The organism is Mitsuaria sp. PDC51 (genome assembly GCF_900113225.1).
Lineage (GTDB): Bacteria > Pseudomonadota > Gammaproteobacteria > Burkholderiales > Burkholderiaceae_C > Roseateles.
In genome coordinates, this window is sequence record NZ_FOZE01000003.1 from 744083 (window position 1) to 761910 (window position 17828).

Genomic DNA, 17828 nt, shown 5'->3' on the forward strand with positions numbered 1-17828 from the left:
GACGACGCGAACGACGACGCGGACGACGACGCCGCCGAGGGAGACGGAGAAGGCGGCGAAGACGAGGAAGAGGCGAGCGAAGACATCACGGTCCCTTGAGATGAAGCAGCAGGTCGCGCACCGGGGCGAGGCGATCGTGGAGATCGGGCGCGCGGCGGACGCGCTCGTCGATGCGCGCGGCGAGGCGGTCACGGGCGAGGTCCTCCAGGCGCTCGACGGCCGCCATCGCCGTGTCGCTGTCCGCGGCGCAGCACAGGATGCCGTGGTTGCGCAGCAGGTAGGCCTGGCGTCCGGGGCGCACCGCCTTGCCGAGCTTGCCCGCCAGCCAGGCGGTGCCCGACGGCGCATACCCGATCACCGGCACCTCGTCGCCGAGCCAGTCGCGCAGCGCCGGCGGCACCGCCAGCGGCTCGCCGATCAGCGCGCAGGCGCTGGCCAGCGGCTGGTGGGTGTGGATGCTGCAGCCGACGTCCTGCCGCGCCCGCAGCACGCGCGCATGCAGCCCGGTCTCGACCGAAGGCCGGCGGGCGCCGTCGCTGGCGTCGTCGACGACGGCCAGGTCGGCCAGGCGCAGCACGCAGACGTCCTCCGGCCGCATGACGAGGTAGTCCGTCGCCGACGGCGTCACCGCCACCCGCTCGTCGTCGATGCGCAGCATCAGGTTGCCGCCGGTGCCGGCGAAGTAGCCGCGCTCGGACAAACGCAGGCACAGGGCCACCACCTGCCGCCGTTCGGCTGCGTGCTTCATGCGGTGGCTCCCGTCGCGGGCACGCGGTTGAGGCGGTGGTACAGCGGCGCCAGGCGCGCGCGGACTTCCTTGAAGGCCTCGAACTTGTCGCCATAGAGCCGACGCAGCGCGGCGGCGGGTTCGTAGAGGCGGCGCGTGCGGCGCAGCGCCGGCAGGTCGCTGAAACGAAGCGCGCCGGTGCCCACGCCGGCGAGGTAGGCCGCGCCGATCGCGTTGGCCTGGATCGGATGCGCCAGCTGCCGGATCGGCTGGCCGGTGACGTCCGCGAGGATCTGGCACCAGACGTCGCTCTGCGCGCCGCCGCCGACCGCCGCGATCGTGCCGGGCGACCGGCCCAGCAGCCGCCCGAAGGGCTCCATCATCCAGCGCGTGTTCAGCGCGACGCCCTCGAGGAAGGCCCGGAAGATGTCCTCGCGCGAATGCTCCAGCGACAGGTTGATCAGCCCCGCGCGCAGCAGCGGATCGTCCACCGGCGTGCGCTCGCCGAAGAGCCAGGGCGTGTAGATCAGCCCGCGCGAGCCCGGCGGCACGCGCGCGGCGATGCGGTTGAGCGCCTCGTAGACGGCGGGGTGCTCCTCGTCGGCGGCCAGTTCGTCGGGGTGGTAGAGGATGCGGTCGCGCAGGAAGGAGAGGTTGGCGCCGGCCGTCGACTGCAGCGCCAGCGCGAGGTAGCGGCCATCGACCGCCGAGGGCACCGCCGCGATCTTGTGGCGCACGTCGGTCCGCATGCCCGGCACATGCGCCCCCAGCCAGGACGAGGTGCCCAGGTACAGGTGGGTCTCGTAGTCCGGCACCGCGGCGCCGACCGCGACGGCCGAGGTGTCCACCGCGCCGGCCACCACCGGCGTCGTGGCCGGCAGGCCCAGTTGCCCGGCGACCGCCGGCAGCAGCGGTCCCAGCACGTCGGTGGAATGCACGATCGCGGGCAGCTTGCCGGCGTTCAGCCCGAGCGCGCGGATCAGGCGGTCGTCGTAGCGGATGCGCGAGGGATCGCGGTTGTCCGTCACCCAGCTGGTGAGGATGGAATCCTGCGTCGCGCAGAGCCGGCCGCAGAGGCGGAAGTTGAGGTAGTCCAGCGCGTTGAGGAAGCAGCGCGTGGCCTCGTAGACGGCGGGTTGCTCGTCGCGGATGAAGGCCATGTGGCCGGCCGCGTCGCGCCCGGTCAGCGACGGCGCGCCGCCGGTCAGGCGCAGCCAGCGCCACAGCTTGAGCGGCGCATAGCCCTCGATGTTGAGCCAGCGACCGCGCACGCGCCGGGCCACGGCGGCGGCGCCGCGCGCGTCCAGCCAGCTGAAGGCCGGCCCGATCGACCGGCCGTCGCGGCCGAGGCAGACGGTCACCTCGGTCTGCGTGGAGCAGCACACCGCCGACACGCGGCCTCGATGGCTGGCGTCGGCCGCGAGCACCTCGCCGGCGGCGTCGAGCAGCGCCTGCCACCAGGCCTCGGGGTCCTGCTCGGCCCGCACGCCCTCGACATGCAGCGCCACCGGCCGGAAGGCCCACGCGACCACGCTGCCGTCCTGCGCCACCAGCGCGCACTTGCAGCCGCTGGTGCCCAGGTCCACCGCCAGTACCAGCGGCGCAGTGCCCGGCGTGGTCATCAGAACTTGCGCGACACGGAGACCACCAGCGTGTTGTTGTCCTGCCGCTTCCAGCCGTCGCCGTCGGGGATCATGAAGAGCTCGGGCCGATGGGTGCGGGTGGCCACCCATTCGGCGGTCCAGTTCAAGCCCCAGCGCTGATGGGTGACGCCGATCGAGTAGTCGCTGAAGTCCGCCTCCTTGAAGTGGCGGATCTTCTGGGTGCCGGCATGCAGGTTCAGCGTGGTCGTCGGCGTGAGCGGGTGGCGATAGGTCAAGTCGTAGAGCATGCTGCCGCGCGAGTTCTGGTCGCCGCGCGCGTAGCACTCGAGCGCCGGCGTCGGATCGATGGCGGCGGCGAGGATCTGGCCGCAGACGCCGCCGGTGTCCGCGCCGCGGTAGGTGCGCGAGAGCACGTGCAGCACTCGGCCCTCGAGCCGGCCCCAGCCGATCTCCAGCACCGCGTAGGCGGTGTCGTAGCGGGTGCGGCGGAAGTCCACCGGCACGCCGGCTTCCAGGTCGATGCCGTGCGGCGCGTCGAATTTGGCGCCGGGGAAGAATTCCTTGGCCAGTCCGACGCCGAAGTGCCAGGCGTCCGGATCGCCGAAGCGGTAGCCGGTGCCCAGCAGCAGGTTGACGCCGTCGCCGTCGGTGAAGGCCTTCTTGCTGACGGTGGAGAGCTGCGCCAGGCCGATGACGCCGGACTCGTGGGCGAGCTGCACGCCCAGTTGCAGCGAGGGCTTGCGGCCGGAGTCGGAGACACCGCGGTTGCGCAGGTCCGAGAGCAGCTTCACTTCGGTGTCGATCGCCATCGTGGCCACGCCGACGTCGTCGGCGCGGGCGACGGAGGGGCCGAGCGCGGCCAGGGCGGCCAATGCGGCGTACACCGCGTAGGCGGCGAGGGCCGGTCGGGTCGCGGGGGTGGAGGTCGTGCGGGTCATCTCGGGTCTCCTCGTCATTGCTGTTCAGGACTTGCAGACCGGCGTCGCCGGCAGGGCGGCCACGCGCTTCATCTGCTCGGTCTGACCGAGGATCTCGGTCCCGATGAAGGCGCGCAGGTACAGGTCGCCGCCCTTCACGCGCAGCGCGCCCTTGTATTTCTTCCGGTCGCGCGGGTCGTAGACCCAGCCGTCGCGCCAGGCCTCGTTGTCATAGCGCTCCAGCTGCGCGACCTGGATGCCGCAGGTGTCGTTGGCCTGGCCCGCGTCCTTGTCCCAGACGATGCGGCCGCACAGCGCGGACGGCTTGTCGCCGCAGGGCTTGAACTCGATCACCGCGCCGCCATCGGCGCTCAGCCACAGGCCCTTGGCGTCATCAGGGCCAGCGGCCAGCGCCGGCGCGGACAGCGCCGCCACGCACAGAAGGGCGACCATGGCCCTGGCCATCGGCCAGCGGCGTCGCGGAGGGACCAGTCGTGAAGCCATCGCCTGCTTTCCGGAGGGGTGCGCCCTCGCGTCAAGTTGATAGTGATGGCTATGGTATAGCGATGACTACCGAAATTGACGCTCGGAGAAACCCTGGCGTGGAGCGCCGCGGGTCAGCGGCAGCGCGAGCATGGCCAGCAGCGCGAAGCCGGCGGCCACGAAGGGCACCGGCGCGACCGCCTCTCCGGTGACGACCAGCGAGGCCATCAGCGGCCCGAAGGCGCTGCCGAAGAGCTGCGCCGCTGGCACCAGCGAGGCGACCTGGCCGCTGCCGTCGACGCGGAAGGCCAGCGCCATCTGGAAGGGCAGCATGAACAGCCAGGTGAAGGTGAACAGGCCACACAGCGCGGCGAAGGCCAGGGGACCGCCCTGGGCGGTGCGCGCGATGCCCAGCGCGCTCAGCCCCAGCACCAGGCAGCAGCCGAGCAGGACCGGCCGGATCGGCGCGCGCCGGACCAGCCAGGTGCCGACGCTGCCGCCCAGCACCTGCATGCCCAGCCCGGCCGCGATGAGCGTCTGAACCGCCGTCGGCGAGAAGCCGGCGCGGGTGCCGAGCGGCTCGGCATAGGCCCACAGCGCGCCCAGCGTCGCGAGCTGGAGGAAGACGAGCAGCAGCGTGCCGATGCGGGGCCGCGTCCAGCGCATGCCGACGCCGGCCTGGCTCACCGTGGGCGTGAGCGGACCGAGCGGGCGCGCGAAGCGGGCCGCGAGCAGGGCCGCCAGCGCGCACAGGCCGGCCAGCAGCGCGAAGCCGCCGGGCCAGCCGGCGACGGGAAGCACGAGGTGCGCCAGCACCAGGCCGGTCGTCGCCTGCGCGAGGGTCTGCACGACGAAGAAGAGGCCCGCCAGCCGCTCCGGCACGGCGGCGCGCACGATCACGGCGGTGGTGCTCCAGATCAACAGGCCCTCGGCGATGCCGGCCGCCGCGCGGACCAGGCCCAGCGTCAGGTCGCCGCCGACCCGCGTGGTGGCAAGGTCCAGCGCCGCGGCCGCCAGCGCGGCCAGGGTGGTGATGGCGCGCAGCGAGCGCACCGGCAAGCAGAGGTCGCCGATCAGCACGCCCAGGCCCAGGGCCACGATCTCGCCCATGGCGACGAGGCCCACGCCCTCCAGCGTCACCTGGCCGGCCTCCAGCAGCGCGCCCAGCAGCAGCGGTTGCAGGCCCAGCATCAGCAGGGCGACGGAGCCGACGAGGATCGCCAGCACCTGCGCGCCGCGGGCGCTGGGAGACGTCGGGCCGGGAGGCAGCGTGTGTGTCATTTCGGCGCAAGCGGAGCGGTGGATGATGGCTGGCGATCTTATAGTCATGGCTATCGTTCTGGGGTGCCTCGCGCCCTGGAACAATCCCGCAGCCTTCCTGCCGTTGCCTCGCCATTTCGATTCCCATGCCCACTGCCCGCCGCAAGACCGCCGCTCCTCCGCCCACGCCCACGACCGCCGCGCCAGCGCTCGCGGCCAAGAAGCTGCCGGCGCAGCAGCGCGCCGCCGAGACCTACGAGCGGGTGCTCGAGGCCGCGGCGCAGACCCTGATCGAGGTGGGCGTGGAGCGGCTCTCCACCAATCTGGTGTGCGAGCGCGCCGGGGTGTCGCCGCCGGCGCTGTACCGCTACTTCCCCAACAAGTACGCGCTGCTGCATGAGCTGGGCCAGCGCCTGATGCAGCGCCAGAACGAATGCGTCGCGAAGTGGATGTCCGTCGAGGTGATCCAGGGCGGCGTGCCGGCGCTGGAGCAGGCGCTGGCGGGCTTGCTGCTCGACACCTACGAGGCGACGCGCGCGACCGCCGGCGGCGTGTGGATCATGCGCGCGATGCGGGCGGTGCCGGCGCTGCAGGAGGTGCGGCTGGCCTCGCACGCGGCGGTGACCGAGGCGCAGACGCAGTTGCTGGTGCAGGCGCTGCCCGGCGCCCGGCGCGCGGAGCTCAAGCTGGCGAGCCGCATCGTCGTGGAGCTGATCTACGCGACGGTGGAGATGCTCTTCGACGAGAGCCTCAAGCCCAAGGAGGTCGCGCGCATCACCGCCGGGATGCTGGCCAGCCACCTGGCGAAGGTGAAGGCCTGAGCGCGCCGCGCCGAGGCCGCCGGCCGGATGCGGTCCTCAGCGATAGGCGTAGAACAGCGCCGCGAAGAAGTGGCAGACGCTGCCGCCGAGCACGAACAGGTGCCAGACGAAATGCGCGTAGCGCAGCTTGTTGTCGAGCAGGAAGACCGCCGCGCCCAGCGTGTAGCTCAGCCCGCCGGCCACCAGCAGCGCCAGGCCCGGGCCGGGCGTTTGCTCCACGAGGGGGCCGATGGCGAAGACCACCACCCAACCCATGGCCAGGTACAGGGCGGTGGACACCAGCGGGTGGCGCAGCCGGTTCAGCAGCTTGATCGTCACGCCGAAGGCCGCGGCGGCCCAGACGGCGACCAGCAGCGTGACGCCGGGGCCGGTCTGCAGCACGCCGAGGGTGAAGGGCGTGTAGCTGCCGGCGATGAACACGTAGATCGCCGCGTGGTCCAGGCGCATCAGCCAGGCCTTGACCCGGCCGTTGGCCAGGGAGGCCGGCAGCGCGTGGTACAGCGTGGAGATGCCGTACAGCAGGATGCCGGTGGAGGCGAAGATCGCGGCGGCCACCACGTCCGCGACCTCGCCGTGCCCCATCGCCCGCGTCACGAGGATGGGCAGGGCGGCCACGGCCAGCAGGGCGCCCAGGCCGTGGCTGATGGCGTTGGCGATCTCTTCGCCGCGGGTCTGCGGACGGTCGGCGGGGACGGTGCGAGCGGTCATGAAGGCTGGCGTGACGGGTGAGCGTGACGGGGGCGGCGATCGGGCGATTGTCCACGCGCGGGAGCGGGCGGCGATACTCCACCGCCTCGGCCGTCCGCTGCGCGGCGCCGCGATTCGCGATCTGGCCAGAGGGACAGCCCATGACGACCGTGATCTCCATGCACAGCGCCTTCGAGCGGATGCCCCGGCACCGCCACGATCACGGCTATGTCGCGCTCGTGCTGGCGGGCGGATACGTGGAAGCCGGCGACCGGGGCCGTCTCCGCGTCGAGGCCGGCCAGGCCGTGCTCCACGGGGCGCATGAATCGCATCGCAACGAGTTCTCCGGTCGCGGGGCGCGGGTGTTGAACCTGCCGATCGCGGAAATGGGCTGGCCCGCGGTGGCCTCGAGCGATGCCCGAGGCGACGCGCTGGGCCATGTCGACGACGTTGACGCGATCGCCCGCCTCGCCGAGCGCGATCCGGTCCAGGCCGCCGATCTGCTGCTGCGCAGCTTTCGTCCCGTGAAGTCCCGCCTCCAGGACTGGCCCGACCTGCTGGCCGAGGCGCTGGCGGCCGATCCGGCGCTCGGCATTGCCGACTGGGCCGATGCGATGGGCCTCGCGCCGCAGTCGATCAGCCGGGGTTTCCGTCTCGCCTACGGCATCAGCCCGAAGCGATACCGCCTGGAACTGCGCGCGCTGCAGGCCCTGCGCCGGCTGCCCGGCTGGCGCGGAACGCTGGCGGCCCTTGCCGCCGAGACGGGCTTCGCGGACCAGGCCCATTTCACGCGCGCCATCGTCGCCCTGACGGGCCAGACACCGAAGCGGCTCGTGGGTTAAGTCCGTTCAAGAGCGGGCGAGGCCGGCCACCTAGCATCGCGGCATGAAACGCCGCACCTTGCTCTCCGCGCCCGCGATCGTGGGCCTCGCGTCCCTGTTGCCCGCCTTGCGCGCGCGAGCGCAGACCAAGCCCAATCGCACCCGGTGGCGGGTGCGCGGCTCCGAAGGCGCCGATGCGATCGCCTTCCTCGGTCCGCTGTCGGGCACGCAGCTCTACCTGGACTTCTACGCCGCGGACGCCGCCGTCTTTTCGCTGCGGTTGCCGGCGGCGGTCCGAGACGACGTGGCGCGGCTGTGGAACGAGGCGACGAAGGACGGCTTCGGCCTGCTCGGCCCCAACCTGCAGGTGCTGTTCTCGGCCGATGGCAACGACGCCACGCTCGACACCTTGCTGACCGCGCTGCGGTCACGGCGGACGGCCATCCTCCCGAGCTATCGGGCGAGCAGCTACTGGAGCGACGCCGACTGGGCCTGGTTCGAGCGCGCGGCGCCGCGGATCGAGGCGATCCTGGTCGGCCTGCGGGATGCCGGCTTCGCGGCCTTCCGCAAGGAGCGGATCGGCGACCTGGAGCGCCGCATCGCCGAGGTCGGCCGCGCGCTGGCTGGCTTCGACGTGATCTCCTGGCAGGAAAAGCTGACCGGCCGGCGCTTCGATCCGGAGATCCAGATCGTGCTGCTGCAGTTCGCGAAGCCGCACGGCATCAAGGTGCAGGGGCAGACCTTCCTGCAATCGGCGAACTACGACACGGCCACCACCGTCCGCATCGCCGCGCACGAGATGCTCCATCCGCCGGTGCCGATGGACGGCCCCGCCGCGACCGCCGCGCTGGCGGCCTTCGAGCGCGATCCGCTGGTCATGCGCATCGTGCGGGACCACGATCCGCGCTGGGGCTACACGACGCTGGAGGGCCTGGTGAACGAGGACCTGGTCCAGGCGCTGGACCAGTTGATCAGCGAGGCCCTGGGCGTCGCCCGCAATCCGGCCGACCGCTGGCGCAAGGCCGATGACGGCATGCACGTCATCGCCGCCGGGCTGTACGGCCTGCTGCGGCAGGACCGATGGGTGGAGCAGGGCGGGTCGATCGAGCGCTGGCTCGCCGAGGCCGTCCGCGACGGCCGGCTGACTCCGGCCGTGTTCCATCCCGTCGCGGCGCGGGTGCTGGAGCGGCCGGTCGATGCGCTGTGGCCCGTGCCGGCGGCCAAACCGTCTTCTTGATGAGATCTTGATACCCGGGCCGCGACCTTCTACACGCCCTTGACCCGCTGATTCCTAGAGTCCATCCATCCCATCCCGCCCTCAATCCAGAGGGCATGGGACCTCGAAAAAATGGATGCACTCTTTCTCGGATTGAGCGTGGTCCTGTTCCTTGTCGCTGTCGGGCTGGCGGTCGCCAGCGACCGGCTGGGGAGCAGGCCATGAACGCGCTCTACTGGCTGACCGGACTCCTCAGCGCCGGTCTGTTCGTCTACCTCCTGATCGCGCTCTGGCGCGCCGAGGAGTTCTGACATGACGAACCTCGCCTGGGCCAACCTGGCCCTCTACCTCGCCGTCACGCTGCTGCTGGCCTGGCCGCTCGCCCGCTGGATCACCGCGCTCGCGCAGGGTCGCGTGCCGCGCTGGATCGCCGCCATCGAGCGCCCGCTGTTCCGCCTGGCCGGCATCCGGCCCGATGAAGGCATGGGCTGGAAGCAGTACGCCGTCGCGCTGCTGGTCTTCAACTTCATCGGCGTGCTCGCGGTCTATGCGCTGCAGCGCCTGCAAGGCGTGCTGCCGCTCAACCCGCAGGGACTGGGCGCGGTGACGCCCGACTCGGCCTTCAACACCGCCATCAGCTTCGTCGCCAACACCAACTGGCAGGGCTACGGCGGCGAGTCGACGATGAGCTATCTCACCCAGATGCTGGCGCTGACGGTGCAGAACTTCCTGTCCGCCGCGACCGGCATCGCCGTCGTGTTCGCGCTCATCCGCGGCTTCGCCTCCCGGCTGTCCGGCCACGTCGGCAACTTCTGGGCCGACATCGTCCGCTGCACCCTCTGGCTGCTGCTGCCGCTGTCCTTCCTGCTGGCTGTCGTCTTTGTCCAGCAGGGCGTGATCCAGAACTTCGACGGCTACAAGACCGTGCAGACGATCGAAGCCCAGGACTACCAGACGCCCAAGCTCGACGCCGGCGGCCAGCCGCTCAAGGACGCCCAGGGCCAGCCCGTCATGGAGCACCAGCGCACCGGCGAACAGCAGCTCGCGATGGGCCCGGTCGCCTCGCAGGAAGCGATCAAGATGCTGGGCACCAATGGCGGCGGTTTCTTCAATGCCAACTCCGCGCATCCCTACGAGAACCCGACGCCGCTGACCAACCTGCTGCAGATCGTGGCGATCTTCGTGATCCCCGCGGCGCTGTGCCTGAGCTTCGGCCAACTGGTCGGCGATCGCCGGCAGGGCGTGGCGATCCTCGCGGCGATGAGCGCGCTGTTCATCGCCGGCGTGCTGGTGGCCACGCCCGCCGAGCAGGCCGGCAATCCGCTGGTGGCCGCGCAGGGCGTCGATCTGCAGGCCTCCGAGCTGCAGGCCGGCGGCAACATGGAAGGCAAGGAGACCCGCTTCGGCATCTCGGCCAGCGCGCTCTTCGCGGTCGTCACCACCGCCGCCTCCTGCGGCGCGGTCAACGCGATGCACGACAGCTTCACCCCGATCGGCGGCGCCGTGCCGCTGGTGATGATGCAGCTGGGGGAGGTCGTCTTCGGCGGCGTGGGCACCGGCCTGTACGGCATGCTGATCTTCGCGATCCTCGCCGTCTTCATCGCCGGCCTGATGATCGGCCGCACGCCCGAGTACCTGGGCAAGAAGATCGAGCCCTTCGAGATGAAGATGAGCGCCGTCGCCATCCTCGTCACGCCCATCGTCGTGCTGGCGGGCACCGCGATCGCGGTGCTCTCGGGCGACGGCAAGGCCGGCATCGCCAACCCCGGCGCGCATGGCTTCAGCGAGATCCTCTACGCCTTCACCTCCGCGGCCAACAACAACGGCAGCGCCTTCGCCGGCCTGTCCGCCAACACGCCCTTCTACAACACGCTGCTGGGCATCGCGATGTGGCTGGGCCGCTTCCTGGTGATCGTGCCGGTGCTGGCCATCGCCGGCAGCCTGGCCGCCAAGAAGCGCATCCCCGTCGGCGAAGGCACGCTGCCCACGCACGGCCCGCTGTTCGTCGTCCTGCTCATCGGCACCGTCCTCCTGGTCGGCCTGCTGAACTACGTGCCCGCGCTCGCGCTCGGCCCCGTCGTCGAGCACCTGATGCTCTGGAAGTGAAGCTTCGGAGCCTGACATGACCCAACCCCTCAAGACAGTTCACACCTCGGTACCGACTTCGGTGCCGACCTCGACGCGCGCCGAGGTCCTCGGCGGCGCCACGCCCTCCGGTCCGGCACCGCACGATCCACCCCCGCCCCCGTCACGTTCCAGCGGGAGCGGCGGCCTGTGGGATCCCGGGCTGGTGAAGCCGGCCATCCGCGAGTCCTTCGCCAAGCTGGCGCCGTCGGTGCAACTGCGCAACCCGGTGATGTTCGTCGTCTACGCCGGCAGCCTCCTCACCACCGGCCTGTGGCTGGCGAGCTTCGCCCAGCCCGCGCTGGCGGGCGCCGAGGGCCCCGGCTTCATGCTCGCGATCGCGCTGTGGTTGTGGTTCACCGTGCTCTTCGCCAACTTCGCCGAGGCGCTGGCCGAGGGCCGCTCCAAGGCGCAGGCCGCCTCGCTGCGCGGCCTCAAGGCCAAGACCTGGGCGAAGAAGCTCGAAACGCCGCGCCATGGTTCGTCCTGGCATCCGGTGGCCTCGGAGGAACTGCGCAAGGGCCATGTCGTGCTGGTCGAAGCCGGCGACCTGGTGCCGCTGGACGGCGAGGTCATCGAGGGCGTCGCCTCCGTCGACGAGAGCGCCATCACCGGCGAGTCCGCGCCGGTGATCCGCGAATCGGGCGGCGACTTCTCGGCCGTCACCGGCGGCACGCGGGTGCTGTCGGACTGGGTCGTCGTGCGCATCGCCGTCAATCCGGGCGAGGCCTTCCTCGACCGCATGATCGCGATGGTCGAGAGCGCCAAGCGCCAGAAGACGCCCAACGAGATCGCGCTCACCATCCTGCTGGTCGCGCTGACGCTGGTGTTCCTGGTCGTGACCGTGACGCTGCTGCCGTACTCGCTGTTCGCGGTCGAGGCGGCCGGCGCGGGCACCGTCGTGTCGATCACCGCGCTGGTGGCGCTGCTGGTGTGCCTGATCCCGACCACCATCGGCGGCCTGCTGTCGGCCATCGGCGTCGCGGGCATGAGCCGGCTGATGCAGGCCAACGTGATCGCCACCTCCGGCCGCGCGGTCGAGGCCGCCGGCGACGTCGACGTGCTGATGCTCGACAAGACCGGCACGATCACGCTGGGCAACCGCCAGGCCAGCGCCTTCCTGCCGGCGCCCGCGCTGCCGGAGCAGGCGCTGGCGGACGCCGCGCAGCTGGCCTCGCTCGCGGACGAGACGCCCGAGGGCCGCAGCATCGTCGTGCTGGCCAAGCAGCGCTTCAACCTGCGCGAGCGCGAGCTGGCCGCGCTGCAGGCGCACTTCGTGCCGTTCACCGCGCAGACCCGCATGAGCGGCGTCGACTTCGGCGATCTGGAGCATCCGAAGCGCCAGCTGCGCAAGGGCGCGGTCGACGCGATCCGCCGCTTCGTCGAGCAGCACGGCGGCCAGATGCCGGCGCAGGTCACCGCGGTGGCGGAGGAGGTCGCGCGCCGCGGCTCCACGCCGCTGGTGGTGGCCGATCTGGCCGATGGCCAGGCGCGGGTGCTGGGCGTCGTCGAGCTCAAGGACATCGTCAAGGGCGGCATCAAGGAACGCTTCGCGCAGCTGCGCCGGATGGGCATCCGCACGGTGATGATCACCGGCGACAACCGCCTCACCGCCGCGGCGATCGCGGCCGAGGCCGGCGTCGACGACTTCCTCGCCGAAGCCACGCCCGAGGCCAAGCTCAAGCTGATCCGCGACTACCAGGCCGAAGGCCGGCTGGTGGCGATGACCGGCGACGGCACCAACGATGCGCCCGCGCTGGCGCAGGCCGACGTGGCCGTCGCGATGGCCAGCGGCACGCAGGCCGCGAAGGAAGCCGGCAACATGGTCGACCTCGATTCGAATCCGACCAAGCTGCTGGAGATCGTCGAGACCGGCAAGCAGCTGCTGATGACGCGCGGCTCGCTGACCACCTTCTCGATCGCCAACGACGTCGCGAAGTACTTCGCCATCATCCCGGCGATGTTCCTGGGCGTGTACCCGCAGCTGGCCGCGCTCAACGTGATGGGCCTGCACAGCCCGGCGTCCGCGATCCTGTCGGCGGTCATCTTCAACGCGCTGATCATCGTGGCGCTGATCCCGCTGGCCCTGAAGGGCGTGGCCTACCGCCCCATCGGCGCGGCCGCGCTGCTGCGGCGCAATCTGTGGATCTACGGCCTGGGCGGCCTGGTCGTGCCCTTCATCGGCATCAAGGCGATCGACCTGCTGCTGGTCGCGCTGCGTCTCGTGTGACGCGGAGGAACTCACCATGAACTCGACTCTCAAGATGCTGCGTCCGGCGCTGGTCGGCTTCGCGCTGCTCAGCGCCGTCACCGGCCTGCTGTACCCGGCCGCGGTCACCGGCGTGGCCAGGACGCTGTTCCCGTTCCAGGCCGAGGGCAGCCTCGTGCTGCGCGACGGCCGCGTGATCGGCTCCGAGCTGATCGGCCAGAGCTTCTCGTCGCCGCGCTACTTCTGGGGCCGTCCGTCGGCCACCGCGCCGATGGCCAACAACGCGACCGGCTCCAGCGGCTCCAACCAGGGACCGACCAACCCGGCGCTGGTCGACGCGGTCAAGGCGCGCGTCGAGGCGCTCAAGGCCGCCGACCCGGACAACCGCGCGCCGGTGCCGGTCGACCTGGTCAGCGCCTCGGCCAGCGGCCTGGATCCGCACATCAGCATGGCCGCCGCCCGCTACCAGGCCGCCCGCGTCGCGCGCGAGCGCGGCCTGCCGGTCGAGGCCGTGCAGCGCCTGATCCAGGCGAACACCGAGGCCCGCGACCTGGCGGTGCTCGGCGAGCCGCGCGTCAACGTGCTCAAGCTCAACCTCGCGCTGGACCACGCGCCCTCCGCTCGTTGAATGTCATGAAGACCCGACTGCTGTCCCTGATCCTGATCTCGTCCTGCTGCCTGCACGCCGCCGCGCGCGCCGAAGGCGAGGCGCCCGCCGCGGTGCCGGCTCCGACACCGGAGCACACCTTCACCGGCAACGTCGCCTTCGTGTCCGACTACCGCTTCCGCGGCATCAGCCAGACTTGGAAGCGCCCGGCCGTGCAGGCCGGCTTCGACTACGCCCACGCCAGCGGCCTGTACGCCGGCACCTGGGCCTCGAGCGTCTCCGGCAACAGCTACAACAACGGCGCCGGCCTGGAGTGGGACCTGTACGGCGGCTACAGGCTGCCGCTGGCGGAGGCGGTGACGCTGGACCTCGGCGCGCTGGCCTACGTCTATCCCGGCGCGCGCCTGAACGCCGCGCCGGGCCAGCCCAGCGCGCACAAGTACGACAACGTCGACGTCTACGCCGCCGTCACCGCCGGCGCGTTCTCGGCCAAGCTCTCGGTCGCCGCGACCGACTATTTCGGCTTGGACGGCGCCACCGCCGGTTATGCCTACTTCAGCCCGCTGCCAGCCCAAGGCTCGTCCCGCGGCACGGCATACCTGGACCTGAACTACGGCCTCGAACTGGGGCAGGGCGTCAGCGCCGGCCTGCACCTGGGCCGCCTGTGGGTGCGCCGCTACGGCGAGCTGTCCTACACGGACTGGAAGCTTTCGGTCAGCAAGGCGCTGCCGGAGCTCGGGGGCCTGACGCTGGCGCTGGCCGTCGTCGGCACCGACGCGGACCCGGCGCTGTACCAGGCGGGCGACAGCGCGGCGCAGCGCGCGAAACGGCTGGGCGATACGGGCGTCGTGCTGAGCGTCTCCCGGAGCTTCTGACCGCCGCGGCCCGTCATCCAGGGAGAGAATCGCCGAATGCCCAGCGTCACCGACGAGAGACCTGACCCCGACAGCCTGCTGGCGCAACTCCGCCAGCAGGAGGAGGCGGCGGCGCGCGGCCGCCTGCGCATCTACTTCGGCGCCTCGGCCGGGGTGGGCAAGACCTTCGCGATGCTGCAGGCGGCGCGGCATCTGGCGGGGCAGGGCCGCGCGCCGCTGGTCGGCGTCGTCGAGACCCATGGCCGCGCCGAGACCGCCGCCTTGCTCGAGGGCCTGCCGCGGCTGCCGATGCAGCAGGTGGCCTACCGCGACCGCACGCTGCCGGAGTTCGACCTCGACGGCGCGCTCGAGCGGCTGCGCGGCCAGCCGGACGCGCTGATCCTGGTGGACGAGCTGGCGCATTCCAACGTCGCTGGCTCGCGGCATCCCAAGCGCTGGCAGGACGTCGAGGAACTGCTGGCCAACGGCATCAGCGTCTACACCACCGTCAATGTCCAGCACCTGGAGAGCCTGAACGACGTCGTCGGCGGCATCACCGGGGTGCGGGTGCAGGAGACGCTGCCCGACACCTTCTTCGACCGCGCGGACGAGGTGGTGCTGGTGGACACGCCCGCCGACGAGCTGCTCGCGCGCCTCAAGGCCGGCAAGGTCTACCAGGGCGCGCAGGCCGAGCGCGCCGGCCAGCACTTCTTCCGCAAGGGCAACCTGATGGCGCTGCGCGAGCTCGCGCTGCGCCGCACCGCCGATCGCGTCGAGGACGACGTGCAGGCCTGGCGCAGCAACGAGCGCATCGCGCCGGTGTGGAAGACCGAGGCGGCCATCCTCTGCGCGATCGGACCGGGCGACGAGGCGGAATCGGTCGTGCGCAGCGCCGCGCAGCTGGCGCAGCAACTGGCGGTGAGCTGGCATGCGATCCATGTCGAGACGCCGGCGCTGCACCGGCTGCCGGACGCCCGGCGCGAGCGCACCCTGCGCGTGGTGCGACTGGCGCAGGACCTGGGCGCGACAACGGCGGTGCTGGCGGGGCAGGACCCGGCGCCGGCCCTGGCCGAGTACGCGCGCGAGCACAACCTGTCCAAGCTGCTGATGGGCCGCGGCGCGCCCTCGTCGCGGCGCTGGGGCCGCCGCGGCCTGGCGGCCCGCCTGGGCGGTGCCGCGCCGGAGTTGGACCTGATTCAGGTCGGCGCATCGGCCACCCAGCGCAGCAGCACCGACGAACGCGGCCCCGGCTTCGGCGCCGCGCCGCGTCGCTACCTCTGGGCCACGCTGGCCTGCGTGGGCGTGGCGCTGGCCTGCTGGCCGCTGTCGCACCGGATCGCCAACGACAACATCGTCATGCTGTTCCTGCTTGGCGTCGTCGGGGTGGCGATGCGCTGGGGCCGCGGGCCGGCGGTGCTGGCGAGCTTCCTGAGCGTCGCGTTGTTCGACTTCCTCTTTGTCGCGCCCCGGCTCAGCCTGGCGGTCAGCGACGTGCAATACGTGATCACCTTCGCGGTCATGCTGGCCGTCGGCCTGGTCACCGGGCAACTGACGGCGGGGCTGCGTTACGAGGCGCGCGTCTCTTCCGAGCGCGAGGCGCGGGCGCGCGGTCTGTTCGAGCTCACCCGCGAGCTGGCCGGCGCGCTGCAGACCGAGCAGGTGGTGGCGACGGCCGAGCAGCAGATCGCGCAGCAATTCGGCGGACAGGCGCTGCTGCACGTGCTCGACGAGGACGACCGACTGCAGCCGTCGCCCACCGAGCAGGCGCTGCCGCCGGGCGAGCGCTCCGACGCGGGCACGGCGCGCTGGGCGCTCGACCACGAGCAGGCGGCGGGACTGGGCACGGATACGCTGCCGGGCAGCCAGTGGTTCTACCTGCCGCTGCGCGCGCCGATGCGCACCCGCGGCGTGCTGGCGCTGCGCCCCGGCGACGCGCGCACGCTGCTGCTGCCCGAGCGCCGCGCGCAGCTCGAGACCGCCGCGCGCATCGCCGGCCAGGCGCTGGAGCGGGTGCATTACGTCGAGGTCGCGCAGCAGGCGCTGCTGCAGATCGAGTCGGAGCGGCTGCGCAACTCGCTGCTGTCGGCGCTGTCGCATGACCTGCGCACGCCGCTGGCGGCGCTGCAGGGACTGGCCGAGACGTTGGCCCGGCGCGAGCTCGATGCCGGCGCGGCCGAGACCGCGCGGGCGATCGAGCAGCAGTCGCTGCGCATCAACGCGATGGTCCACAACCTGCTGGACATGGCGCGGCTGCAGAGCGGCGCGCTCAAGCTCAACCGGCAGTGGCAGCCGGTGGACGAGGTGGTCGGCAGCAGCCTCCAGCTGATGGGGACGACGCTGGCGCGACATCGCGTCGTGCTGGACGTGCCGGCGACCTTGCCGATGGTGGAACTGGACGCGGTGCTGATCGAGCGCGTGCTGGTCAACCTGCTGGAGAACGCGGCGAAGTACACGCCGCCGGGCAGCGAAATCCGCGTGATCGCGCGGGCGATCGGCGACCCGCGCGCGCTGCAGGCGGGCGAGGGCGAGATGCGCCTGTCCGTCGAGGACAACGGTCCGGGGCTGCCGCCCGGTCGCGAGGAGGCGCTGTTCGAGAAATTCGCACGCGGCCATGCCGAGTCGCACCTGCCGGGCGTCGGCCTGGGGCTGGCGATCTGCCGTGCCATCATGCAGGCCCACGGCGGCAGCATCCGGGCCGAGCGCGCGACGCCGCAGGGCGGGGCGCGCTTCAGCCTCTCGCTGCGCCTGGGTCAATCGCCGGCGCTGCCGGCCTTCGAAGAAGACGGGGAACCGCTGCCGTGAGCGAGCCGCAGCCGATCGCGCTGATCGTCGAGGACGAACCGAACATCCGCCGCTTCGTGCGGCTGGCCCTGGAGGGCGAGGGCTGGGCCGTGCACGAGGCCGGCACCCTGCGCCAGGGCCTGATCGATGCCGGCACCCGGCGGCCGGACCTGGTCATCCTCGACCTGGGCCTGCCGGACGGCGATGGCCAGGACTTCCTGCGCGACCTGCGCGCCTGGTCGCAGGTGCCGGTGATCGTGCTGTCCGCGCGCGGCGCGGAGGACGACAAGATCGCCGCGCTGGACCATGGCGCCGACGATTACCTGAGCAAGCCCTTCGGCGTCGGCGAGCTGATGGCGCGGGTGCGCGTCGCGCTGCGCCGCAGCCAGGCGCGGGCCAGCGAGCAGCAGGATCCGGTGTTCCGTTTCGGCGAGGTCGAGGTCGACCTGGCCGCGCGCCGTGTGCGCCGCGCGGCGCAGGACGTGCACCTGACGCCGATCGAGTACCGCCTGCTCAGCCACCTGATCGGCAATGCCGGCAAGGTGCTGACGCACCGCCAGTTGCTGAAGGCGGTGTGGGGGCCGTCGCAGGTCGAGCAGAACCACTACCTGCGCGTCTACATGGGCAACCTGCGCCAGAAGCTGGAGGCCGAGCCCGCCAGCCCGCGGCACCTGCTGACCGAGACCGGCGTCGGCTACCGGCTCATGCCCTGAGCGC

16 protein-coding genes are annotated in these 17828 nt (G+C 71.8%); 10 read left to right on the forward strand and 6 right to left on the reverse strand.

Annotated features, from left to right (window positions below):
• Nucleotides 1-85 precede the first annotated feature (85 nt).
• From BM393_RS23700 to BM393_RS23720, 5 genes are all read right to left on the reverse strand, one after another.
• Nucleotides 86-748 (reverse strand): class II aldolase/adducin family protein, encoded by a 663-nt coding sequence (locus BM393_RS23700; RefSeq protein WP_091733665.1) that lies wholly within the window; start codon nt 746-748, stop codon nt 86-88.
• The gene (locus BM393_RS23705; protein WP_091733667.1) at nt 745-2349 is read right to left on the reverse strand and encodes an FGGY-family carbohydrate kinase; all 1605 of its coding nucleotides are present in this window, start codon (nt 2347-2349) and stop codon (nt 745-747) included. Before BM393_RS23705 ends, BM393_RS23700 begins: the two co-directional genes overlap by 4 nt.
• Nucleotides 2349-3269: a TorF family putative porin gene (locus tag BM393_RS23710; RefSeq protein WP_091733669.1), complete on the reverse strand. Its 921-nt coding sequence runs from the start codon at nt 3267-3269 to the stop codon at nt 2349-2351. The genes BM393_RS23705 and BM393_RS23710 overlap by 1 nt, the downstream gene beginning before the upstream one ends.
• A gap of 24 nt (nt 3270-3293) precedes the next feature.
• Complete coding sequence (locus tag BM393_RS23715) at nt 3294-3701, reverse strand: DUF2147 domain-containing protein (protein ID WP_254783583.1); 408 nt, start codon at nt 3699-3701, stop codon at nt 3294-3296.
• 117 nt (nt 3702-3818) lie between these two features.
• Nucleotides 3819-5012, reverse strand: coding sequence for a hypothetical protein (locus BM393_RS23720; protein WP_091733673.1), 1194 nt, complete (start codon nt 5010-5012; stop codon nt 3819-3821).
• Nucleotides 5013-5137: 125 nt separating this feature from the next.
• Between BM393_RS23720 and BM393_RS23725 the strand changes: the two genes are divergently transcribed.
• The gene (locus BM393_RS23725) at nt 5138-5812 is read left to right on the forward strand and encodes a TetR/AcrR family transcriptional regulator (RefSeq protein ID WP_091733675.1); all 675 of its coding nucleotides are present in this window, start codon (nt 5138-5140) and stop codon (nt 5810-5812) included.
• A 36-nt stretch (nt 5813-5848) separates the two neighbouring features.
• Here the strand turns inward: BM393_RS23725 and BM393_RS23730 are convergent, their stop codons facing one another.
• Nucleotides 5849-6520 carry a hemolysin III family protein gene (locus tag BM393_RS23730; RefSeq protein ID WP_091733677.1) on the reverse strand — a complete coding sequence of 224 codons (672 nt, stop codon included), beginning with the start codon at nt 6518-6520 and terminating at the stop codon, nt 5849-5851.
• 140 nt (nt 6521-6660) lie between these two features.
• On the opposite strand from BM393_RS23730, the gene BM393_RS23735 reads away from it, so the two are divergent.
• From BM393_RS23735 to kdpE, 9 genes are all read left to right on the forward strand, one after another.
• On the forward strand, nt 6661-7341 hold the full coding sequence (locus BM393_RS23735) for an AraC family transcriptional regulator (protein ID WP_091733679.1): 681 nt from the start codon (nt 6661-6663) through the stop codon (nt 7339-7341).
• A 43-nt stretch (nt 7342-7384) separates the two neighbouring features.
• The gene (locus BM393_RS23740) at nt 7385-8557 is read left to right on the forward strand and encodes a hypothetical protein (RefSeq protein ID WP_091733681.1); all 1173 of its coding nucleotides are present in this window, start codon (nt 7385-7387) and stop codon (nt 8555-8557) included.
• Nucleotides 8558-8757: 200 nt separating this feature from the next.
• Nucleotides 8758-8847: a K(+)-transporting ATPase subunit F gene (gene kdpF / locus BM393_RS23745; protein WP_091733683.1), complete on the forward strand. Its 90-nt coding sequence runs from the start codon at nt 8758-8760 to the stop codon at nt 8845-8847.
• 1 nt (nt 8848) lies between these two features.
• A complete protein-coding gene (gene kdpA / locus BM393_RS23750) occupies nt 8849-10642 on the forward strand; it encodes a potassium-transporting ATPase subunit KdpA (protein WP_091733685.1) in 1794 nt (597 codons plus the stop codon).
• 16 nt (nt 10643-10658) lie between these two features.
• Nucleotides 10659-12890, forward strand: coding sequence for a potassium-transporting ATPase subunit KdpB (gene kdpB / locus BM393_RS23755; RefSeq protein WP_091733687.1), 2232 nt, complete (start codon nt 10659-10661; stop codon nt 12888-12890).
• Nucleotides 12891-12906: 16 nt separating this feature from the next.
• The gene (kdpC, locus tag BM393_RS23760) at nt 12907-13497 is read left to right on the forward strand and encodes a potassium-transporting ATPase subunit KdpC (RefSeq protein ID WP_091733689.1); all 591 of its coding nucleotides are present in this window, start codon (nt 12907-12909) and stop codon (nt 13495-13497) included.
• A 5-nt stretch (nt 13498-13502) separates the two neighbouring features.
• Nucleotides 13503-14351: a TorF family putative porin gene (locus BM393_RS23765; protein WP_091733691.1), complete on the forward strand. Its 849-nt coding sequence runs from the start codon at nt 13503-13505 to the stop codon at nt 14349-14351.
• Between the two features lie 36 nt (nt 14352-14387).
• Nucleotides 14388-17132 (forward strand): DUF4118 domain-containing protein, encoded by a 2745-nt coding sequence (locus tag BM393_RS23770; protein WP_091733693.1) that lies wholly within the window; start codon nt 14388-14390, stop codon nt 17130-17132.
• Entirely contained in the window at nt 17129-17824 is a 696-nt protein-coding gene (gene kdpE / locus BM393_RS23775) for a two-component system response regulator KdpE (protein WP_091733695.1), read from the forward strand. Before BM393_RS23770 ends, kdpE begins: the two co-directional genes overlap by 4 nt.
• Nucleotides 17825-17828: the final 4 nt, after the last annotated feature.